This is a genomic window from Modestobacter italicus, from assembly GCF_000306785.1.
GTDB lineage: Bacteria > Actinomycetota > Actinomycetes > Mycobacteriales > Geodermatophilaceae > Modestobacter > Modestobacter italicus.
On the sequence record NC_017955.1, the window covers coordinates 2607959 to 2628834 of the forward strand.

The following is a 20876-nucleotide window of genomic DNA, read 5'->3' on the forward strand; positions in this document are numbered from 1 at the left end:
CACCGACAGTTCCGCCGTCGTCTCAGCCGTCGTCCCGGACCAGGCAGAACGGGTGGCCGGCCGGGTCGAGCAGCACCCGGACGTTCTCCTGCGGCTGAGCCCCGGCCACCGTCGCACCCAGCGCCACCGCGTCGGCGGCGGCCGCGTCGAGGTCACCGACCTGGACGTCGAGGTGCATCATCGGCCGCTGCTCCCCCTCGACCGGCGGCCACACCGGCGCCCGGTAGCCGTCCGCCCGCTGGAACACCACGAAGCTCGACCCGCCGGGGGCCGCGAGGACCGCCGTCCCGGGTTCTTCGTGAACCACCGGCCAGTCCAGCAGGTCGGAGTAGAACCGGGCCAGTGCGCCCGGGTCCGGCGCCTCGATGGCGGTCCCCCACCACATGCCCGGCATCCGTGACCGCATGGGTCCGCAGCGTGGCGCACCGCGCTATGTGTGTCCACACCGCCCGGCGACGGACCCGCCAGGCCTCCTCGTCAGTGCTGGTCCGGGTGCGGCACCACGCGGAGATCGAGGTCGTCGATCCCGGAGAAGTCGTCGGGGTTGCAGGTGTAGAGCGGGATGCCCTCGGCGATGGCGGTGGCCGCGATCAACGCGTCGTAGGCACGCGCCGCCGGCTTCCGCCCGGCTGAGCGCAGCGAGGCGGCCACCCGACCGAAGGCCCGCGCAGCGCCAGCATCAAACGCGATCGGCTCGAAGTCCGCCTCAGCCTGTTGGAGGTGCGCCTGCCGGGCGACGCGCTCGCTTGTAGTACGGGCCACGTGTGGACCCACCGACAACTCGGCCAGGGTCACCGCACTGATCACCGCTTCATCCGGCAGGACGCTCGGGTCCGACAGGCGCCCCAGCAGGATGACCGTCGAGGTGTCGAGCATCCCGCGACCGTCAGGGACGCTCACAGACCGGCGTCCAGGACGTCGTCCAGGTCGTGCCCGCGACCGTCAGGGACGCTCACAGACCGGCGTCCAGGACGTCGTCCAGGTCGTGGCGGAGCGCAGTGGGGTCCACGTCGGGCAGGTGGCGGCGCCGCGCCACCAGGTCCGCAGACGACGGACTGCGCCGGGCCCGCGGGCGCAACTCGGCGACCTCGGCACCATCACGGGTGACGATGACGGCGACGCCACGGGCGACGCGGTCGAGCACCTCTCCCCCGTGGTTGCGCAACTCCCGGACCGACACCGACTCCATGCCTCAACGGTATCACCGGTGAGACCCCGGGGATGTGCGAACGGCGATGAGTTCACCCTTTGCGGGTCGTCCCAGCTGTGCACCCGGCGAACCAGGAGACTCCTCGTGACCAGCAGCGTCCTGCCCATGATCGTCAGCCGCGACCTGCCCCGGCTGGCCGCCTTCTACCGGGACCTGCTCGGTGCCGAGGAGACCGAGCGCATCCCGCCCGAGGGGCCGACGTTCTACCTCGGGCTGCGGATCGGGGACTCCGACCTCGGCCTGGTCTCCCGCGACGACGCACCCGAGGGGCCGCAGCGGATGCTGCTGAGCGTCGCCGTCCCCGACGTCGACGAGCTCCTCCCCCGGGTGTCCGAGCTGGGCGGTCAGGTCCGCGGGCCGTCGAACGACATGCCGTGGGGTCAGCGGGTCGCGCACGTCCAGGACCCCGACGGCAACACCGTCAACCTCACCCAGCAGCTCTGACCCGCCGCCCCGGGCGGGGTGGCGGGTCAGCGCGCCGCCGGGGTCAGGAGATCTCGGCCCGCCGGATCCGCAGCCAGCCGAGCACCATGGGCAGCGCCAGCCACAGCGCGACCGACGTCGCCACCTGCAGCCAGCCCTGCCCGTCCAGGTCGCCCTCGTACATCGGCATGGTCGTCGTCGACAGGTCCAGCCAGTCGCGCACCCAGGTCAGCGCCGACACCGTGTTGACCAGGATGGTGAAGGCGGTCGGCAGCACGAAGGACAGGACGATGGCCAGCGGCGAGCTCAGCAGCAGCATGCCGAAGGCCACCCCGGCCAGCACCGAGACCACCTGGACCAGCAGCACCTGGCCGGCCTGGGCGGCGGACATCCCCCAGTCCATCGCGCTGTCGGTGAACACCGGGGTGAGCACCGTGGCCAGTGCGGAGGCCAGCGCCGCCGCGAGGACACCACCGACGGCGAGGAGCACCGCCGCCACCACCTTGGCGGTGAGCACCCGCGCCCGGCGGGGCACCAGGGCGAAGGTGGTCATCGCGGTGCGCTGCGACCACTCGCTGGTCACCAGGAGGATGCCGAGGACCGGGAGCAGGATGCCGACCGGGAACTGGGTGAAGGCGAAGTAGTCCGCGAAGGTCTTGGGGGCGTCCTCGACGAACAACTCGAGGGTGACGACGCCGAGCGCCGCCAGCCCGATGACGATCAGCAGCCAGCGTCCGGCGCGGGTGTCGTAGCACTTGCGCAGCTCCACCCGGGTGAGCGTGGGCAGCGACGGCGCGCTGACCTGCGGCGTGCGGACGGCGGGGGTCGCGGGTGCGGTCGTGGTGGTCATGCCGCCACCTCCTGCACCTGCTGGGAGCCGTCGGCGTGGGTCAGGGACCGGAAGAGCTCCTCGAGCCCCTCTCCCCCGGCTGGACGCAGCTCGGTGAGCACCGCGCCGGCCGCCGCGACCGCCTGGCCGACCGCCAGCGGGTCGGCGTCGGCCACCAGCCCGTCGCCCTCGCCGGGGACGACGGCGATGCCCGCCGTCCGCAACGCCCGTTCCAGTACGACGCGGTCCGGCCCGCGGACCAGGGTCCCCCGCCCGCCGAGCAGCTCCTGCTTGCTGCCCCGGGCCACGATCCGGCCACCGGCGATCACCACCAGCTGGTCGGCGACCGCCTCGACCTCCCGCAGCAGGTGCGAGGAGAGCAGCACCGTGCCGCCCCGGTCGGCGAACCCGCGCAGCAGGCCGCGCATCCAGAAGATGCCGTCGGGGTCCAGGCCGTTGGCCGGCTCGTCGAGCACGAGCACCTGCGGGTCACCGAGCAGCGCCGCGGCCAGCCCCAGCCGCTGCTTCATCCCGAGCGAGTAGTTGCCCACCCGCTTGGCCGCGGGCTTGCCGGCCAGCCCGACCCGGCCGAGGACCTCGTCGACCCGCTCCTGGCCGACGCCGAGCACCAGGGCGGCGAGGGTGAGCACCTCGCGGCCGGTGCGTCCGGCGTGCTGGGCGCCGGCGTCGAGCAGGACCCCGACCTGGCGGCCCGCGTTGGGCAGGTCGCGGTAGGCCCGGCCGCCGATGGTCGCCGTCCCGCTGGTGGGGGTGGCCAGCCCGACCAGGGCCCGCAGCGTGGTGGACTTGCCGGCGCCGTTGGGGCCGAGGAACCCGGTCACCGTGCCGGGGGTGCAGCTGAAGGAGACGTCGGAGACGGCGAGCTGCGCGCCGTACCGCTTGGTCAGCGAGTCGATCGTGATCATGGGACGACCGTGGCCTGGTCGGCCGGTCACCCGCATCGGCCGGGAGTAGACACCTCGGACGCCACGACCCGTCTCCTGGCCGACCGAAGTCGGTGCCCGGTCGGGTGGACGTAGACCTCGGTCGGTTCCGGTGCACGGCGGGCGTCCGTAGCCTCCGGGTGTGACCCTGACCGGCGGTGCCCCGTCCGAGGCCGACCGCCGCGTCGAGCACCCCTCGTTCGTCCCCGCCCAGCTGCTGGCCGACCCGGACGCCGCACCCGAGCGTGGTCCGGACGGCGCGGGCAGCACCGGCGGCCGGCGGCGGGTGCACCGCTCGGTCCGGGACTGGGTCGTGGACGTCAGCTCCTTCCTGCTCGCCCTGGCCGGCGGTGCGGTGTTCGTGGGCGCGGCGCTGTCGGAGTCACCGCCGCCGCCGGACGGGCTGGTGTTCGCCGACGTGGTCGTCGGCAGCCTGGCGTGCGTGCTGCTGTGGGGGCGGCGCCGCTGGCCGGTCCAGGTGGCGGTGCTGCTGGCGCTGGTCGGCTGCTTCTCCGACATGGCGAGCGTGGCCGTCCTGGTCTCGCTGTTCACCGTCGCCGTGCACCGGCGGCTGCCGACCGTGCTGGCGCTGTCCGCGCTGAACCTGGCCGCGTTCTTCGTCTACACCGCGGTGCGGCCCACCGACGACGTCCCCTACCCGATCGTCCTGGGGTTCGGGCTGTTGATGACGGCGGCGGTCGTGGCCTGGGGCATGTTCGTGCGGGCCCGCCGCCAGCTGGTGGTGTCGCTGCGGGAGCGGGCGCTGCGCGCCGAGCGTGAGCAGCACCTCCGGGTCGCGCAGGCCCGCCACCTGGAGCGGACCCGGATCGCCCGGGAGATGCACGACGTCCTCGCGCACCGGCTGTCGTTGCTGAGCATGCACGCCGGTGCGCTGGAGTTCCGGCCCGACGCCCCGCCGGCCGAGGTCGCCCGGGCCGCCGGCGTCGTCCGGGCCAGCGCACGGCAGGCGCTGGAGGACCTGCGGGAGGTGATCGGGGTGCTCCGGGAGGCCAACGGCGACCCGGCGACCCGGCCGCAGCCGACCCTCGGCGACCTCCCCTCCCTGGTCGAGGAGAGCCGCCGCGCGGGCGTCCGGGTGCGGGCGGACTACCGGGTGCCCGAGCTGGGATCGGCGCCGCCGGCGACCGGCCGGAACGCCTACCGCGTCGTGCAGGAGGGGCTCACCAACGTCCGCAAGCACGCGCCGGGCACCGTCGCCGCCGTCCTGGTCGAGGGCGCCCCGGGCCGGGGGCTGACCGTGGAGGTGCGCAACCCGCCACCGGCCGGCGCCGAGCACAGCGTCCCGCTGCCCGGCGGGGGCACCGGCCTGGTCGGGCTGCTGGAGCGGGTCAGCCTGGGCGGCGGGCACCTGGAGCACGGCTGGACGACGGACGGCGACTTCCGGCTGCGGGCGACGTTCCCCTGGCCCACCGGCCCGGACGCCCGATGAGGGAGCCGGTGCGGGTGCTGGTGGTCGACGACGACCCGCTGGTGCGCGCCGCCCTGGCGATGGTGCTGGGTGGCGCGGAGGACCTGGACCTGGTCGGCGAGGCCACCGACGGCGACGAGGTGCCCGCCGCGGTCGAGCGCTGCTCCCCCGACGTCGTCCTGATGGACATCCGGATGCCGCGCACCGACGGGCTGACCGCGACCGAGCAGCTGCTGGCCCGGCCCGGCGCCCCGGAGGTGATCGTGCTGACCACCTTCGACGCCGACGAGCAGGTGCTGCGGGCGCTGCGCGCCGGGGCGAGCGGGTTCCTGGTCAAGGACACCCCGCCCGCGGCGATCGTGGAGGCGGTGCGCCGGGTGGCCGCCGGGGAGCCGATGCTCTCCCCCACCGTCACCCGCCAGCTGATCGCGCACGTCGCCGCGGTGGAGCCGGTCGCTCCCGGTGACGTGCGCCTCCGCGGGGCGCGCGCCCGGCTCGACCAGCTCAGCGACCGCGAGCGGGAGGTCGCGCTGGCCGTCGGCCGCGGGCTGTCCAACGCGCAGATCGGCGCCGAGCTGCACCTGAGCGTGGCGACGGTGAAGGCGCACGTCTCCCGGCTGCTGGTGAAGCTCGACCTCGCCAACCGGGTGCAGGTCGCGCTGCTCACCCACGACGCCGGTGTCGTCTAGCCCCTCCTCGCGAGGCGGTCAGCGGTCGCGCCAGGAGCGGCCGTGCAGCCACCACTGCAGCCGCCGGGTCACCCAGGGCAGCAGCAGGTAGGTCATGATCGGCGTCAGGGTCAGCGTCGTCACCGCCACCCGCAGGACGACGTGCGCGTCGGCCAGCAGCCGGCCGAGGGTCACGGTGGCCAGCAGGTTGAGCGGGAAGAAGACCAGCCAGATGGTGACCGCCTGCTTCCAGCGCGGCGGCGCGGTCGGCGCCGGGGCGGTGGCGTGCTCGGCCGAGGACTCCACCGGCGCGTCGAACCAGCCCTCGATGCCGGTGCGCCGCTCGGTGCGGGTCACCTCGGCCAGCCCCTGCGCCGAGCCCAGCCACCACCGCCGCTCCGGGCTGGCCTCCCAGGCGGCCAGGGTCGCCGGGGAGGTGAACCGGCACAGCATGTGCCACTCGTCGGCGCCGTGCCGGGGGCGGACCCAGCCGCCGCCGAGGAAGCCGGGAAAGCCCTCGGCCATCGTCAGGCCGGCGCGGATCCAGGCGGTCATCTCCACCGTGTGGGCCGGGTCGGCCCGTCGGGTGAACGAGACGGTCACCGGCAGCTCCGGGGTCTCCGCAGCAGCCGGCACCGGGGTGGTGCTCTCCATGCCCCCAGCATCGCCGCCGTCCGTGACGAACGCGTGACGGGGTCCTCAGCGCGCCGCACCGGCCGCGCACAGGTCCGGTCGCGATGATCGGGGCGTGGAGGCCCTCGACCGGTTCTGGGACCGCGTCAGCGCCCCCTCTCCCCCGCTGTCCGGCTGGGTGCTGGTCCTCAGCGCGGTGCTCGCCGCCGTGCTGGTCCTCTCCCCCGCGCTGTGGGGCCGCGCCCGGCACGCGGTGACCATCGCCCACGAGGGCGCGCACGGGCTGGCGGCGCTGGCGACCGGACGCCGGCTGGCCGGCATCCGGCTGCACTCGGACACCTCGGGGCTGACCGTCTCCGCCGGCCGGCCGACCGGGCCCGGCATGGTGCTCACCGCGGCGGCGGGCTACACCGGGCCGGGGCTGTTCGGCCTGGGCGCGGCCGCCCTGCTGGCCGCCGGGTACGCGATCGGGCTGCTCTGGGCGCTGCTGGCCCTGCTCGCGCTGCTGCTGGTGCAGATCCGCAACTGGTACGGCCTCTGGTCGGTGCTGGTCACCGGCGCCGTGGTGTTCGCCGCCACCTGGTGGCTGCCGGCCGAGGGCCAGGCGGCGTTCGCGCACCTGGTGACCTGGTTCCTGCTGCTGGCCGCCCCGAAGACCGTGGTCGAGCTGCAGGCCAAGCGCCGCCGCGGCGCCGGCCGCGACTCCGACGCCGACCAGCTGGCCCGCCTCACCCGGCTCCCCGGCCTGCTGTGGGTCGGCGTCTTCCTGCTGGTAGACGTCGGCGCCCTGACCCTCGGGACGACCTGGCTGCTGCAGGGCCAGGCATAGGTACCTATACGTGCGTCCTGCGCCCGAATACGCAGGTATAGGTACCTATGCCTGGGCCCGTCAGTCGCTGGTGGGGCGGTTGCGGCGGCGGGGGGCGGCGTGCGGGGGCTGGTGCACCGGCTCGACCTGCAGCGGCGGGGGGATCTTCCGCTCGCAGGCCTCGGAGCTGACCGTGAAGGTCTCGCCGTGGTGGGCGATCTCCAGCGGCTCGTCGCCGTACACCAGCCGGTAGGTCGCCTGCCCGGCGGTCACCGAGACGGCCAGGCACCGGCCCTGGAACACCACCCGGAACGCCAGCCGGGAGATGCGCGGCGGCAGCCGGGGCGCGAAGGTCAGCCTGCCGTCGTGGTCGCGCATCCCGCCGAACCCGGCGACCGCGACCATCCAGCCGCCGGCCAGCGAGGCGATGTGCAGCCCGTGCCCGCTGTTGCCGTGCAGGTTCTGCAGGTCGGTCAGCGCGGCCTCGCCCCAGTAGTCGTGGGCCAGCTGCAGGTGGCCGGTCTCGGCCGCGATCACCGCCTGCTGGGCCGCGGACAGCGAGGAGTCCCGCACCGTGCGCGCCTCGTAGTAGGCGAAGTCGGCGATCTTCTCCTCGAGGGTGAAGGCGTCCCCGCGCAGGTGCAGCGCCATGACCAGGTCGGCCTGCTTGACCACCTGCTTGCGGTAGATGTCGAAGTAGGGGAAGTGCAGCAGCAGCGGGTACTGGTCCGGCGTCGTCCCCTCGAAGTCCCACGGCTCGTGGTGGGTGAACCCCTCGGACTGCTCGTGCACCCCGAGCGCCTTGTTGAACGGGACCCGCATCTCGTCGGCGGCGCGCTGCCAGTGGGCCACCTCGTCGGCGGACACCATCAGCCGGGCGGCCGTCTGCGGCTGCCGGGCCACGGCGGCCGCCGCCTCGCGCAGGTTCCGCTGCGCCATCAGGTTCGTGTAGACGTTGTTGTCCACGACCGCGGTGTACTCGTCCGGCCCGGTCACCCCGTCGATCCGGAAGCCCCGGTCGTCGTCGAAGTGGCCCAGCGACGCCCACAGCCGGGCGGTCTCGACCAGCAGCTCGGTGCCGAAGTCCCGGTCGAACTCCTCGTCCAGCGTGGCCCACCAGTACCGGGCCACCGCGTCGGCGATGTCGGCGTTGATGTGGAACGCTGCCGTCCCGGCCGGCCAGTACCCGGAGGTCTCCTCGCCGCGGATCGTCCGCCACGGGAAGGCCGCGCCGTCCTGGCCGAGCACCCGGGCCCGCTCCCGGGCCAGGTCCAGCGTCGAGTGCCGCCACAGCAGCGCGTCCCGTGCCGCGCCCGGCACGGTGTAGGTGAGCACCGGCAGCACGTAGGTCTCGGTGTCCCAGAACGTGTGCCCGTCGTAGCCGTCGCCGGTGAGCCCCTTGGCCGGGATCGGCTGGCGCTCGGCGCGCAGACCGGCCTGCAGGACGTGGAACATGCCGACCCGCACCGCCTGCTGCAGCTCGTCGTCGCCCTCGATCTCGACGTCGGCCTCGTCCCAGTGCCGATCCAGCAGCTCGCGCTGCTCGCGCACCAGCCGCTCCCACCCGGCGAGCTTCGCGGTGGCCAGCGCCCCCTCGACCTGGTCCCGGACGGCGGCCGAGGACCGCCGGCTGGACCAGCCGTAGGCCAGGTACTTCACCAGCCGCAGCTTCGAGCCGGCCGGGAGCCGGGCGGCGAGGGTGTAGCGGGCCAGGTCCGCGGAGACCTCGAGCTCCTCGGTGGCCTGGTCGGGGACGTCGACCTCGTGGTCCATCCCGGCGGCCAGCCGCAGCCGGCTGCGCTTGGTCTGGTGCACCAGCACGGCGTGCCGGCCGCGGCCCACGTGCAGCTCGGACTCCAGCGGGCGGTTCATCGCCGACCCCGCCCGGGGGTCGTCGGTCTCGGTGGTGTTGACGGCCTCGTTGGCCAGCAGGTCCGACTGCAGCGCGATGTACAGGTCGCCCTGGTCGTCGGTGCACTCGACCGTGTACTCGATGGCCGCGATCGACCGGCGGGTCAGCGAGACCAGCCGGGTGCTGGTGACCTTGACCTGCCGGCCGCTGGGCGAGCGCCACTCGGTGCAGCGCCGGAGCAACCCGTTTCGCAGGTCGAGGGTGCGCCGGTGGTCGATCACGTTGCCGTACTCGACGTCCAGCGGGGTGTCGCCGACGAGCAGCCGGATCAGCTTCCCGTCGGTCACGTTGACCACCGTCTGGCCCTGCTCGGGGAAGCCGTAGCCGGCCTCCGCGTAGGGCAGCGGTCGCTCCTCGAAGAAGCCGTTGAGGTAGGTGCCGGGGACGACGACCGGCTCGCCCTCGTCCAGCGACCCGCGCATGCCGATGTGCCCGTTGGCCAGCGCGAAGACCGACTCGTTGACGCCGAGGGAGGCGAGGTCGACACCGGTCTCGGTCAGCGACCACGGCTCGACCAGGAAGTGTGCGCGCCCTTCCGTCACAGCAGCTCGTCCAGGTCCTGCACGACGACGTCCGCACCGCGCTCGCGCAGCCCGTCGGCCTGGCCGACCCGGTCGACCCCGACGACGAACCCGAACTCCCCCGCCCGGCCCGCGGCCACGCCCGACAGGGCGTCCTCGAACACCACCGCCTGCGCCGGCGGGACGCCCAGCGCGCGGGCCCCGGCGAGGAAGCTGTCCGGAGCCGGCTTGCCGCGCAGCCCGTCGCGCTTGGCGACCACCCCGTCCACCCGGGCGTCGATCAGGTCGGCGAACCCACCGGCGGCCACGACCTGCTCACCGTTGGCCGACGCGGTGACCACGGCGGTGGCCAGCCCCGCCTCCTTCACCGCGCGCAGGTAGCGCATCGAGCCCTCGTAGACCTGCACGCCGTGCTCGTCGAGCTCGCGCAGCAGCAGCTCGTTCTTCCGGGTCGCCACCCCCCGGACCGTCGCCGCGTCGGCCGGGTCGCCGTCGGTGCCCTCGGGCAGGGTGATGCCCCGGCTGGCGAGGAAGTCCCGGACGCCGTCCTCCCGGGGCTTGCCGTCGACGTACTGGTTGTAGTCGTCCTGGCTGAACTCGGCCGCCGACGGGTCGCGTCCCTGCAGGAACTCGTCGAAGGTGCGCTTCCAGGCGGCCTGGTGCACCTTCGCCGTCTGGGTGAGGACGCCGTCGAGGTCGAAGAGGCACGCGCGGATGTCGTCGGGGAGTCCCAGCACGTGCGACACGCTACGGCGATCTCCTGGGACAGTCCTGTCGAGATCCGACTCGGCTGGGCCGGGCTGCCTGTGGGCGTTGGTGCTGCGCCCGGAGGGCGCCTGGTGTGGCGAAAGGATCGTCCATGTTCAGCGGAGGTCGCAAATCTGCGACGTGATGCTGTTGTTAGGGATAACGGTTGATGGTCCTGACGGACACCACCCCCTTCATCGGCAGGTCGGCGCCGTCGCGGTACGTCTGTCCCGGGACGGCCGGCGACGTCCCGGACTCCCACGCCCGGACCCGGTCGCTGCCTCGACTGCTGGCAGGCACGGAGGTCGACGGCCGCTCCCCTCCCCCGGGAGGTCGTGGGTGCCGTGCCTTTTGGCGTCGGCGCCCGCCCGGAGGGCGGTCTTCGGCACTGCGGGCCGGCTGCGGGTGGTCGGGGACGGCGGGCGGATGCTTGAGCTGGCTGTTGGGGATAACGGTCGTATCTGCACTCTGTGCCGGTCCCGTATAAGGGGCGCCGGCGCTGGCGTGGCTCCTCCACCCCCGTCCGGGTCCTGCTCCGCGGACGGGTTCGGCCCCTGGCCCGCCACTCCCCTCCCCCAGGTCGCCCACCGCCACCTCGGACGCCGGGCTCCCCTCCCCGGCGGCCCGGCGTCAGCTCCCGTGCGACGCGAGGGGCCGCCTCCGCGCTGCTGCACGCCGGAGGACCGTCCCCCGGCGGCGACCAGTCGACGGTCCGGTGAAGGGGGCCTGTGCCACTCCCCTCGAACTGCTCACCGGCCCGCGCACCGCTCGCCGCCCGGTCGCCCGCGCCGGGAGGACGGCTGCCGGCGAGGGTGTCGTCGCTGCTCTGCCCGGAGTCCGCTCCCCCGGTGTCCTGGCGCAGGTCGACGTGGCGGGTGGGTCGGGCGGCGCGGCTGTTGGGGATAACGGTGGTCGATGACGGACGGCCGCTCAGTGGGCAGGTCGGCAGGGCCCGATCGGGCGGCGGGCGACCGAACTGCCTAGGGTCGGCAGCAGCTGCGGCACCGCCGCACTCCCGGTCCCACCGGGAGCCCACGACCCGAGGAGCACCGGCATGGCCGACCGCCCCGTACCGCCGAACCCCTACGACTTCCTCCCGCAGGTCCCCGCGTTCACGCTCGAGAGCACCGAGATCGGGCACGGCGAGCGCCTCCCCGCCCCGCACACCAGCGGCGCGATGGGCGTCCCCGGTGGTGAGGACCGGTCACCGCAGCTGAGCTGGTCAGGCTTCCCCGACGGGACCCGGGGCTTCGCGATCACCGTCTACGATCCCGACGCCCCGACCACGAGCGGCTTCTGGCACTGGGCGGTCACCGGCATCCCCGCGTCGGTCACCGAGCTGGCCGGCGGCGCGGCGTCCGACGGCCTGCCCGCCGGTGCGGTGCAGCTGCGCAACGACGCCGGGTTTGCCGGGTACGTCGGTGCCGCGCCGCCCGCCGGGCACGGCACCCACCGCTACTACGTCGTGGTGCACGCGCTGGACACCGACGACCTCGGGGTGCCCGCCGAAGCGACCCCGGCGTACCTCGGGTTCAACCTGTTCAGCCACACCCTCGCCCGCGGGACCATCGTCGCGGAGTACGACGTCGAGTGACCCGACGTCCCGCTGGGCCGGTGCGCCGGCTCAGCGGGACGGGCGCACCGCCAGGCAGGTGGTGCCGGCCCGGGCGAACCCGGCCCGCTCGTAGACCCGCGCCACGTCGTCGTCACCGGCGGACAGGAACACCAGGTCGGCGGTCTGCCGGGCGTGCTCGACCAGCGCCGAGGTGAGCCCGGCGCCGAGGCCGCGGCCGCGGAACCGCGGCAGCGTGGCCACGCCGACCACCTCGCTGATCTCCACGCCGTCGACGTCGACCGGCTGGTGCGACCCGATGGCCACCGGCTGGCCCTCGTCGACCGCCACCATCATGACCGTGCGACCGGAGGCCACCCGCTCGCGCAGCACCTCCGTCGGCGGCAGCTCCGCCGGACCCGGGTCGCCGAGGGCGACGTCCGGGGTGGTCCGGCCGGCGGCGGCGGGGACGGGCACGGCCGGCCCGGGCGAGGCGAACGCCAGCTCGGCGAGCCGCTGGTACAGCCCCAACCTCGGGTCGTCGGCCCCCACGAGGTAGAGCCGGACGCCCGCGGGCAGCAGCACCTCGACCGGGTCGTCGGCGACCAGCAGCGGCAGGTCGTCCACGACCAGCCCGGCCGACCGGGCGACCCCGGCCAGACCGCGGCACCGGTCACCGAGCCACTCCAGCGACGCCGGGACGCCGGACCGCTCCTGCAGCGCGACGGCAGCCCGGACGTCGGCGACGGTGACCTCCGCCTCGCGGCCCGGGAACGGGCGTGCCGGGTAGGGCCAGTCCGGGGAGCCGATCGGCACGGCCAGCGACCCGACGGTGTGCACCCGGGCGTCCGCCATGGCCGCGAGGGCGAAGTAGCGCTCGATCCGGTCGAGCAGCCCGGGCGACGGCACGTCCAGGACCCTAGCCGCCGGGGCGCCCCGGACCGCCTCCCCGCACTCCGCGGACCACCCGGTCGGGGGGTGGGCGGAGCCCGGACGGCACCATGGGCGCCGTGACGGTCGGCATGCGAGCGCAGGTCTCGCCCTTCACCGCGTTCGACCGGGAGTCCTGGCGTGCCCTGGCGGCGGGCTCGGAGCTGCCGCTGGACGCCGCGGACGTGCGGGCGCTGGCGAGCCTGGGCGACCGGATCGACCTCGACGAGGTCGCGACGGTGTACCTGCCGCTGGCCCGGCTGCTGCACCTGCACGTGACCGCCAGCCGCCGGCTGTGGGCCGCCCAGACCCAGTTCCTCGGTGCCCGCACCGCGAAGGTCCCCTTCGTCATCGCCGTGGCCGGCAGCGTCGCCGTCGGCAAGAGCACCACCGCCCGGCTGCTGCAGGCGCTGCTGGCCGCCGCCCCGGACACCCCCCGGGTCGACCTGGTGACCACCGACGGCTTCCTGCTGCCCAACGCCGAGCTCGAGGCGCGGGGGCTGCTGGACCGCAAGGGCTTCCCGGAGAGCTACGACCGGCGGGCGCTGCTGCGCTTCCTCGCCGACGTGAAGTCCGGCCGGCCCGAGGTGAGCGCGCCGCTGTACTCGCACGCCTCCTACGACGTGCTCCCCGGCGAGCGGCAGGTCGTCGACTCCCCCGACGTCCTGGTGCTCGAGGGGCTCAACGTGCTGCAGGCCGGAGGCCGCCCCGAGGGCCGGGTGCCCGAGGTGTTCCTCTCGGACTTCTTCGACTTCTCCGTCTACGTCGACGCCACCGAGCACGACATCTCCCGGTGGTACGTCGAGCGCTTCCTGGCCCTGCGGCGCACCGCCTTCTCCGACACCGCCGCCTACTTCCACCGGTTCGCCGACCTCACCGACGAGGAGGCCACGACGACGGCGCTGGGCATCTGGTCGGCGGTCAACGAGCCCAACCTGCGGCTGAACATCGCCCCCACCCGCTCCCGGGCCCGGCTGGTGCTGCAGAAGGCCGCCGACCACTCGGTGCGCCGGGTGCTGCTGCGCAAGCTCTGAGCCCGGCGGGGCACCACACACTGTGCCAACTGCGCCGGGTGACGTCGTCACCTCGGCCTCCCGGCGGCGCACGTGACCGCGCGCACACTCGGACCACCGGACGGCGGGCCGATCAGCCCGCCGCCGGGCCCGACAGGAGACCACGATGTGTGCTCACGTACGCAGCTGCCCCAGCGCCACCGCCGACGACCGGGTGCTCGCCGTGCCGGTGAGCCGGCACCCCGAGCAGGGCTGGACCCTGCTGTGCAACGGTGTCGTGCTCTTCGACGACGACGGTGAGCTCCTCCCCGACGGCCAGGTCGTGCTCGACCGCCGCTGGCAGCTCGCCACCGCCTGATCCCCGGACGACCACGCAGCGCGGTCGCCGCGCCGGGAGCCCTCCACCGGGCGCCGGGGTTCCGGGACATTGGGCGGCATGGTCGGCTCCGGCGCCGCACGCGTCCGCCCGCGGCACCGCCTGACGCTGACCACCACGGTCCTCGCGCTGACCGCCGCCCTCGCCTCGTCGGTCGGCTGGTGCCCCGTCGCGCGCGCCGCGGACCCGTACCCCGCGGCCGCCGTCCGCCCGCTGGCGCCCCCACCCCCTGCCGGACCTCCCGCCGTCCCGGTGCCGGGCGCGGTGCCGCCGGCCCCGGCGCTCGACCCGGCGGCCGGGCTGGCCCTGCTGACCGCCGCCGGGGAGGCCGCAGCCCGGGCCCGCGGGACGGTGCAGGTCGCCGTCCGGGGGCCCTCCGGTGCGGAGGTGCTGACCGGCCCGGACGCCGGGAGCCCCGTGCTGACCGCCTCGCTGGTCAAGCTGCTGGTGGTCCAGCAGCTGTTCGCCCGGGACGCCGCCGGGTCGCTGCAGCTCTCCCCCGGCGACCTGGACCGGATGCGCCGCGCCATCGTCTCCTCCGACGACGGCGCCATGAGCGTGCTGTGGGACCGCTTCGACGGGGAGGCGCTGGTCCTCGCCGCGGCCGCCGAGTTCGGGTTGACGGGGAGCGCTCCCCCGGCGCGGGCCGGCCAGTGGGGTGAGGCGGTGACCACCGCGGCGGACACCGCGCTGTTCCTGTCCGCCCTCCCCGACCACCTGCCCGCCGACGACCTGGCCACGCTGACCGGCTGGATGGGGTTCGCGGCGCCGATCGCCACCGACGGGTTCGACCAGCGGTACGGGTTGCTCGCCCCCGAGGTGACCGCCACGACCGCGGTCGCGGTCAAGCAGGGCTGGATCTGCTGCATCGACGCCCGGCGGCAGCTGCACTCGGCCGGGATCCTCGCCGACGGCCGGGTCGTCGTCCTCCTCGGCGACTTCCCGACCAGCACGAGCTGGACGCGGGCCCGGGCGGCCCTGGACGCCGCCGCGGCCGCCGTGGTCGCCGGCACCTGAGCCCGGCCCCCTCTCAGGGTCCCGCCGCGAGCGTGCGAGCGGTGGGGGGAGAGGGGGTCCTTCCTCAGTCGAAGGAGGCGGCGTCCGCGGCCTGGTCGAGCAGCGCGGTGAACGCGGCCGGGTCCGGCGTGGTCCCGTCCTCGGCGGTCTGCGCCAGCACCATCGCCCGGGAGCCCTGGGTGACCAGACCCACCAGCCCCGAGCGGTCGCCGGCCGGCGAGGTGACGGCGACCGAGAGCGCGGTGGTCGCCGCGCCGCGGTCGACGGCGTCGAGCTCGGTGACCGAGAGGGTCGCCGTCATGCCCCACGGACCGGTCACGGTGACCTCCGCGCAGTCCTGCAGCAGCTGGTCGACCGGGAGCTGCAGGCCCTCCAGCGCCGGCCCGTCGGCGAGGACCTGGTAGGTGCGCAGCTGGTCGGTCGTCGCGATCTGACCGGCCACGTCCGGCTCGTCGTCGGGGAACTCGGGGAGCGCGGCCAGCACGTCGGCGCACGCGGCCGGCTCGACGCCCATCCCCTCCGGGAGGTCCTCGGGCCCGTCGCCGTGCCCCCACCAGCCGTCGTCACCCCAGCCGTCGTCGTCCCAGCCGTCGTCGTCCCAGCCGTCGCGCCCGGACCACCAGCCGGGCGCGTCGTCGGGCAGCGCCACGACCTCGGCGTCCGGCCCGAACGCCGACGCCGGCAGCAGCCCCGCGGCCAGGTCGCCGGCGGGCGCCTCGGCGGTCTCCGTCGCCGGAGCCGCGCTCCCGGTCGCCGCCGCCTCGCTGACCCCGACCGGGCCGGCCGCGTCGACCGCCGGTTGCCCGCCGCAGGCGGTGAGCACCACCGCCGCACCCGCCGCCAGCACCGCGCCCGACACCGACCCCCGCACCGACGTCCGCATGCGGTGATGGTCCACCCTCCGCAGCCGCCCCGTCGACCCCCCGGCGGCACGCCGTTGCGGGACGTGGTCGAGCCGGAACGGCTCCCGGCCGGTCGGGCGTCACCGGAGCCCAGCCGGGTAGGCGCGGGGGGACGGGCGCCCGCCCGGACCGGAGGAGGACCGATGAGCACTGTCCGCGAGCGTTTCGAGCAGGCCCTGCACCACCTCGACGCCGAGGGCGACGCCGGGCCGATGGTCGAGCTCACGCTCCCGGCGCGGTCCTGACCAAGCTCGACCGGCACCACGAGGCGACCGGGCCCGACGGCGCCCGCGGCTTCTGGGAGGAGTACCGCGCGGTGTTCGACACCATCTCCACCGAGTTCACCCGCAGCCTCGACGACGACCGCGGCTCGTCGCTGGAGTGGACGTCGCGGGGCACGCGCACCGGCGGCGGTGAGCTCACCTACACGGGGGTCACCGTCATCGACGTCGCCAACGAGCAGGGCACCGGCGTGCGCACCTACTACGACTCGGCGGCGTTCCTGGGCCCGTCGGCCGGCTGACCGACGGGCCCGTCGGGCCGGTCAGGCCTGCGCGCCCACCACGTCGGACGTCGTCCCGAGGTCGTCGGGGGCGCCCTGCGCCCGGGAGGGCTCCCTGGGCACCGGCGGGTGCGGCTCCTCGAACGCCTCGGGCGACGGGCAGGAGCAGACCAGGTTGCGGTCGCCGTAGGCGCCGTCGATCCGCCGGACCGGGGCCAGGTAGCTGCGGCCCACCAGCCGGGGCACCGGGTACACGGCGGTCTCCCGGGGGTAGGGGTGCGCCCACTCCCCCGCCAGCATCTTCAGGGTGTGCGGCGCGTTGCGCAGCGGGTTGTCCGAGGGGTCGTACTCCCCGGAGGCGACCTTCTCGATCTCGCTGCGGATGAGCACCATGGCCTCGACGAAGCGGTCCAGCTCGGCCTTGTCCTCGCTCTCGGTCGGCTCGACCATCAGCGTCCCGGCGACCGGGAAGCTCATCGTCGGCGCGTGGAACCCGAGGTCGATCAGCCGCTTGGCGACGTCGTCGTTGGTGACCCCGGTGGCCTTGGTCAGCGGCCGGATGTCGAGGATGCACTCGTGGGCCACCAGGCCCGTGGCCCCGGTGTAGAGGACCGGGTAGTGCGGGCGCAGCCGCTCGGCGACGTAGTTGGCAGCCAGGATGGCGTGCTCGGTGGCCTTCAGCAGCCCGTCGGGGCCCATCAGCCGGAGGTAGGCCCAGGAGATCGGCAGGATCCCGGCCGAGCCGAACGGCGCGCCGGAGACCGCCGGGCCCTGCCCGCCGGTCTCGACCAGCGGGTGGCTGGGCAGGAAGGGCACCAGGTGCTCCCGGACGCCGATCGGGCCGACGCCCGGGCCGCCGCCACCGTGCGGGATGCAGAAGGTCTTGTGCAGGTTGAGGTGGCTGACGTCGGAGCCGAACCGGCCCGGCCGGGCCAGCCCGACCAGCGCGTTGAGGTTCGCGCCGTCGACGTAGACCTGGCCGCCGGCGTCGTGCACCGCCGCGCAGATCTGCTGCACCTCGACCTCGAACACCCCGTGCGTCGACGGGTAGGTGATCATGATCGCGGCGAGCCGCTCGGCGTGCGCGTCGACCTTGGCGTGCAGGTCGGCGAGGTCCACGTTGCCGGCGTCGTCGCAGGCCACCACGACGACCCGCATGCCGGCCATCACCGCGCTGGCCGCGTTGGTGCCGTGCGCCGACGACGGGATGAGGCAGACGTCGCGGTGGCTCTCCCCCCGCGAGTGGTGGTAGCTGCGGATCGCCAGCAGCCCGGCGAACTCACCCTGCGAGCCGGCGTTGGGCTGCACGCTCACCGCGGCGTAGCCGGTGATCTCGGCCAGCCCGGTGCACAGCTCGTCGATCAGCCGGGCGTAGCCGCGGGCCTGCTCGACGGGGGCGAAGGGGTGCAGCCCGGCGAACTCCGGCCAGGTGATCGCGGCCATCTCGGTGGCGGCGTTGAGCTTCATCGTGCACGAGCCCAGCGGGATCATCGTGCGGTCCAGCGCCAGGTCCTTGTCCGACAGCGCGCGCAGGTAGCGCAGCATCGCCGTCTCCGAGCGGTGCTCGCGGAAGACCGGGTGGGTGAGGAACGCCGTCCGGCGGCGCAGCCCGACCGGGAACGAGGCGGGCCCGTCGACGTCCTCGTCGCCGGCGGTCACGCCGAAGGCCTCGGCGACCAGCCGCAGGACGGCGGGCGTCGTCGTCTCGTCGCAGGCCACCGCGACGGTGTCGGCGTCGACCAGCCGCAGGTTCACCCGGCGCTCCGCGGCGGCGGCCACCACCTCGGCGGCCCGGCCGGGGACGGCGACGGTCACCGTGTCGAAGAAGTGCTCGTGCACCACGTCCAGCCCGCCGGCGCGCAGCCAGCCGGCCAGCACCTGGGCGGTGCGGTGCACCCGGGCGGCGATCGCGGTCAGCCCCTCGGGCCCGTGGTAGACGGCGTACGCGCCGGCCATCACCGCCAGCAGCACCTGGGCGGTGCAGATGTTGCTGGTGGCCTTCTCCCGGCGGATGTGCTGCTCGCGGGTCTGCAGCGCCAGCCGGTAGGCGACGTCGCCGTCGGCGTCGACGGAGACCCCGACCAGCCGGCCGGGGAGCTGGCGGGCCAGGCCCTCGCGCACCGACAGGTAGCCGGCGTGCGGGCCGCCGTAGCCCATCGGGACGCCGAAGCGCTGGGTGGTGCCGCAGGCAACGTCGGCGCCCCACTCCCCCGGGGCCTCGAGCAGGGTGAGCGCGAGCAGGTCGGCGGCCACCACGACGGCCGCACCGGCCTCGTGGGCGGCGGCGGCGAGCGCGCGGTGGTCGCGGACCGCGCCGCTGGCGCCCGGGTGGGCCAGCAGCACGCCGAACGCGCCTGCCTCGGGCAGGTCGGTGGGCCAGCCGGCGGAGAGGTCTGTGACGTGCAGGCCGATGCCCAGCGGCTCGGCCCGGGTGCGCAGCACGGCGAGGGTCTGCGGCAGCGTGTCGGCGTCGACCACGAACACGGCTGACGGATCTGCGCCCCGCCCGCCCCGGCCACCGCCCGCGCGGCGGACCAGGGTCATCGCCTCGGCCGCGGCCGTGGCCTCGTCGAGCATCGAGGCGCCGGCGACCGGGAGCCCGGTCAGGTCGGCGACCACCGTCTGGAAGTTGATCAGCGCCTCGAGCCGGCCCTGGCTGATCTCGGGCTGGTAGGGCGTGTAGGCGGTGTACCAGGCCGGGTTCTCCAGGATGTTCCGCTGGATGACCGCCGGGGTGACCGTGCCGCTGTAGCCCAGGCCGATCATCGACGTGAACACCTCGTTGGCCGCGGCCCGCTCGCGCAGCTCGGCCAGCACGGTCGCCTCGTCGGCGGCGGCCGGGAGGTCGAGCGGGGTGCGGTCGCGCACGCCCTCGGGCACGCACGCGTCGGCCAGCGACTCCAGCGAGGAGTGCCCGACGACGGCCAGCATGGCCTCGGTGTCGCCGGGGCGCGGGCCGATGTGCCGGGCCGCGAACGAACCCTGCGTCGACAGCGCGGAGAGTGCGGGGAGGGGTCGGTCAGAGCCAGGAGTCAGGTCGGCCACTGCCACCACGCTACCAGCGGCGATGACATCGTCAGCCTGACGGCCGACACCGCGTCCAGGTGCCGTTCCCCCGAGCGCGGAGCCGTTTCGTCGCGCCTGCGCGGACCCCTCCGGGGCCCACTCGGTGCGACAGGACGAACAGACGAGAGGGGGACTAGGCGGACGCGGCGCGGCGGCGACGGCGCTGCGAGAGCTCGTCGTCGGCGTGCGGGAGGCCGTCCAGCCGCTCGGCGGGCAGCTCGGCGAGCTCACCGGAGAGCTCGCGGAGGGCGCCGGAGACGGCGATGCCGAACACGCCCTGACCGCCGGCGAGCAGGTCGACGACCTCCTCGGCGGAGGTGCACTCGTACACCGTGGCGCCGTCGGAGAGCAGCGTGATGTTCGACAGCTCCTTGACCCCGCGGGTGCGCAGGTGGTCCACGGCCTTGCGGATGTTCTGCAGCGAGACGCCGGTGTCCAGCAGCCGCTTGACGACCTTGAGCACCAGGATGTCGCGGAAGGAGTAGAGCCGCTGCGTGCCCGACCCGGTGGCGCTGCGGACCGACGGGGCGACCAGCCCGGTGCGGGCCCAGTAGTCCAGCTGCCGGTAGGTGATGCCGGCGGCGGCGCAGGCCGTGGGACCGCGGTAGCCGACCGTGTCGCTGTCGACGTCGTCGTAGGAGAAGGCGCCCACCGCTGCGTCGCTGAACAGCTGACCCTGCTGACCGCCGTCCTGGTCGCTCACGGGCTCTCCTCGCTCTCCGCACCCAGCAGCTGGGCCGCGCCGGCTGTCGCCGGACTGGTCACAGCGCGCGGCTCGGGAACCCCACGCACGTGATTCGCTGAAGGTAGGCCCGGGCCGGGGACCCGGTCAACCGAAGCGGGCGGCGTGTCGGGCGTCTCACCCCCGAGGAGTGAGCCGCTGACCTGCGCACCGACCGTCAGGTGGGGCCGCCGCCGGAGCCGGAGCCGGCGCCGAAGTCCTCGGGGCTGATGTTGTCCAGGAACTCCCGGAACTTCTCCACCTCGTCCTCCTGCTCGTCGGGGATCTCGATCCCGACCTCGTCGAGCAGGGCCTCGGCACCGTAGATCGGCGCCCCGGTGCGGACGGCGAGGGCGACGGCGTCCGAGGGGCGCGCGCTGACCGTGCGCTCGTCCCCGAACACCAGCTCGGCGATGTAGATGCCGTCGCGCATCTCGGTGATGTGCACGGCCTCCAGGTTGGCCCCCAGCGCCTTCACCACCTCGCGCAGCAGGTCGTGCGTCATCGGCCGGGCCGGCCGGACGCCCTGCTGCTCGAAGGCGATCGCCGCGGCCTCGGCCGCACCGATCCAGATCGGCAGGTAGCGCTCCCCCTGGGTCTCCTTGAGCAGCAGGATGGGCTGGTTGCCGGGCAGCTCGACCCGGACGCCGACGACTCTGAGCTCCTGCACGTC

General features: G+C 74.8%; 22 protein-coding genes. 9 read left to right on the plus strand and 13 right to left on the minus strand.

From position 1 onward, the window contains the following. Positions 1-22: 22 nt before the first annotated feature. The 3 genes from MODMU_RS12710 to MODMU_RS12720 form a co-directional block, all read right to left on the minus strand. On the minus strand, positions 23-406 hold the full coding sequence (locus tag MODMU_RS12710; RefSeq protein ID WP_041795242.1) for a VOC family protein: 384 nt from the start codon (positions 404-406) through the stop codon (positions 23-25). Positions 407-477: 71 nt separating this feature from the next. Continuing rightward, positions 478-876: a type II toxin-antitoxin system VapC family toxin gene (locus tag MODMU_RS12715; protein WP_014740668.1), complete on the minus strand. Its 399-nt coding sequence runs from the start codon at positions 874-876 to the stop codon at positions 478-480. 76 nt (positions 877-952) lie between these two features. Then, positions 953-1189, minus strand: a complete 237-nt coding sequence (locus MODMU_RS12720; RefSeq protein WP_014740669.1) for a type II toxin-antitoxin system Phd/YefM family antitoxin — start codon at positions 1187-1189, stop codon at positions 953-955. Between the two features lie 105 nt (positions 1190-1294). Between MODMU_RS12720 and MODMU_RS12725 the strand changes: the two genes are divergently transcribed. After that, positions 1295-1654, plus strand: a complete 360-nt coding sequence (locus MODMU_RS12725) for a VOC family protein (protein ID WP_014740670.1) — start codon at positions 1295-1297, stop codon at positions 1652-1654. A gap of 43 nt (positions 1655-1697) precedes the next feature. Here MODMU_RS12725 and MODMU_RS12730 read toward each other — a convergent pair whose 3' ends face one another. Together MODMU_RS12730 and MODMU_RS12735 are read right to left on the minus strand one after the other, a co-directional pair. Then, on the minus strand, positions 1698-2483 hold the full coding sequence (locus MODMU_RS12730) for an ABC transporter permease (protein WP_014740671.1): 786 nt from the start codon (positions 2481-2483) through the stop codon (positions 1698-1700). Continuing rightward, the gene (locus MODMU_RS12735) at positions 2480-3388 is read right to left on the minus strand and encodes an ABC transporter ATP-binding protein (RefSeq protein WP_014740672.1); all 909 of its coding nucleotides are present in this window, start codon (positions 3386-3388) and stop codon (positions 2480-2482) included. The genes MODMU_RS12730 and MODMU_RS12735 overlap by 4 nt, the downstream gene beginning before the upstream one ends. Positions 3389-3548: 160 nt before the next feature. Between MODMU_RS12735 and MODMU_RS12740 the strand changes: the two genes are divergently transcribed. Both MODMU_RS12740 and MODMU_RS12745 read left to right on the plus strand, forming a co-directional pair. Then, positions 3549-4856, plus strand: coding sequence for a sensor histidine kinase (locus tag MODMU_RS12740; RefSeq protein ID WP_014740673.1), 1308 nt, complete (start codon positions 3549-3551; stop codon positions 4854-4856). After that, positions 4853-5524, plus strand: a complete 672-nt coding sequence (locus MODMU_RS12745; RefSeq protein ID WP_014740674.1) for a response regulator — start codon at positions 4853-4855, stop codon at positions 5522-5524. The genes MODMU_RS12740 and MODMU_RS12745 overlap by 4 nt, the downstream gene beginning before the upstream one ends. Before the next feature lie 18 nt (positions 5525-5542). Here MODMU_RS12745 and MODMU_RS12750 read toward each other — a convergent pair whose 3' ends face one another. After that, a complete protein-coding gene (locus tag MODMU_RS12750) occupies positions 5543-6157 on the minus strand; it encodes a putative antibiotic biosynthesis monooxygenase (protein ID WP_014740675.1) in 615 nt (204 codons plus the stop codon). Positions 6158-6251: 94 nt separating this feature from the next. Here MODMU_RS12750 and MODMU_RS12755 point away from each other — a divergent pair, with 94 nt between their 5' ends. Continuing rightward, positions 6252-6965, plus strand: coding sequence for a M50 family metallopeptidase (locus tag MODMU_RS12755; protein ID WP_014740676.1), 714 nt, complete (start codon positions 6252-6254; stop codon positions 6963-6965). 60 nt (positions 6966-7025) lie between these two features. Here MODMU_RS12755 and MODMU_RS12760 read toward each other — a convergent pair whose 3' ends face one another. Continuing rightward, the gene (locus MODMU_RS12760; RefSeq protein WP_014740677.1) at positions 7026-9398 is read right to left on the minus strand and encodes a glycoside hydrolase family 65 protein; all 2373 of its coding nucleotides are present in this window, start codon (positions 9396-9398) and stop codon (positions 7026-7028) included. Further along, positions 9395-10114 (minus strand): HAD family hydrolase, encoded by a 720-nt coding sequence (locus MODMU_RS12765; protein ID WP_014740678.1) that lies wholly within the window; start codon positions 10112-10114, stop codon positions 9395-9397. The genes MODMU_RS12760 and MODMU_RS12765 overlap by 4 nt, the downstream gene beginning before the upstream one ends. 1064 nt (positions 10115-11178) lie before the next feature. Here MODMU_RS12765 and MODMU_RS12770 point away from each other — a divergent pair. Continuing rightward, positions 11179-11718, plus strand: a complete 540-nt coding sequence (locus MODMU_RS12770; RefSeq protein WP_014740680.1) for a YbhB/YbcL family Raf kinase inhibitor-like protein — start codon at positions 11179-11181, stop codon at positions 11716-11718. A gap of 30 nt (positions 11719-11748) precedes the next feature. Here MODMU_RS12770 and MODMU_RS12775 read toward each other — a convergent pair whose 3' ends face one another. Next, the gene (locus tag MODMU_RS12775) at positions 11749-12585 is read right to left on the minus strand and encodes a GNAT family N-acetyltransferase (protein WP_014740681.1); all 837 of its coding nucleotides are present in this window, start codon (positions 12583-12585) and stop codon (positions 11749-11751) included. A gap of 92 nt (positions 12586-12677) precedes the next feature. On the opposite strand from MODMU_RS12775, the gene coaA reads away from it, so the two are divergent. The 3 genes from coaA (at position 12678) to MODMU_RS27045 (ending at position 15012) form a co-directional block, all read left to right on the plus strand. Next, entirely contained in the window at positions 12678-13640 is a 963-nt protein-coding gene (gene coaA, locus MODMU_RS12780; RefSeq protein ID WP_014740682.1) for a type I pantothenate kinase, read from the plus strand. A gap of 145 nt (positions 13641-13785) precedes the next feature. After that, positions 13786-13977: a DUF5999 family protein gene (locus MODMU_RS12785; protein WP_014740683.1), complete on the plus strand. Its 192-nt coding sequence runs from the start codon at positions 13786-13788 to the stop codon at positions 13975-13977. A gap of 78 nt (positions 13978-14055) precedes the next feature. Continuing rightward, positions 14056-15012, plus strand: coding sequence for a hypothetical protein (locus tag MODMU_RS27045; protein ID WP_014740684.1), 957 nt, complete (start codon positions 14056-14058; stop codon positions 15010-15012). A gap of 64 nt (positions 15013-15076) precedes the next feature. Here MODMU_RS27045 and MODMU_RS12795 read toward each other — a convergent pair whose 3' ends face one another. Continuing rightward, entirely contained in the window at positions 15077-15895 is an 819-nt protein-coding gene (locus tag MODMU_RS12795) for a hypothetical protein (protein WP_014740685.1), read from the minus strand. Between the two features lie 260 nt (positions 15896-16155). On the opposite strand from MODMU_RS12795, the gene MODMU_RS12800 reads away from it, so the two are divergent. Next, positions 16156-16437, plus strand: coding sequence for a nuclear transport factor 2 family protein (locus tag MODMU_RS12800; protein WP_331437111.1), 282 nt, complete (start codon positions 16156-16158; stop codon positions 16435-16437). A gap of 21 nt (positions 16438-16458) precedes the next feature. Here MODMU_RS12800 and gcvP read toward each other — a convergent pair whose 3' ends face one another. From gcvP to MODMU_RS12815, 3 genes are all read right to left on the minus strand, one after another. After that, complete coding sequence (gene gcvP, locus MODMU_RS12805; protein ID WP_014740687.1) at positions 16459-19461, minus strand: aminomethyl-transferring glycine dehydrogenase; 3003 nt, start codon at positions 19459-19461, stop codon at positions 16459-16461. A gap of 154 nt (positions 19462-19615) precedes the next feature. Beyond that, positions 19616-20185, minus strand: coding sequence for a MerR family transcriptional regulator (locus tag MODMU_RS12810; RefSeq protein ID WP_014740688.1), 570 nt, complete (start codon positions 20183-20185; stop codon positions 19616-19618). 196 nt (positions 20186-20381) lie between these two features. Further along, positions 20382-20873, minus strand: a complete 492-nt coding sequence (locus MODMU_RS12815; protein ID WP_014740689.1) for a bifunctional nuclease family protein — start codon at positions 20871-20873, stop codon at positions 20382-20384. Positions 20874-20876: the final 3 nt, after the last annotated feature.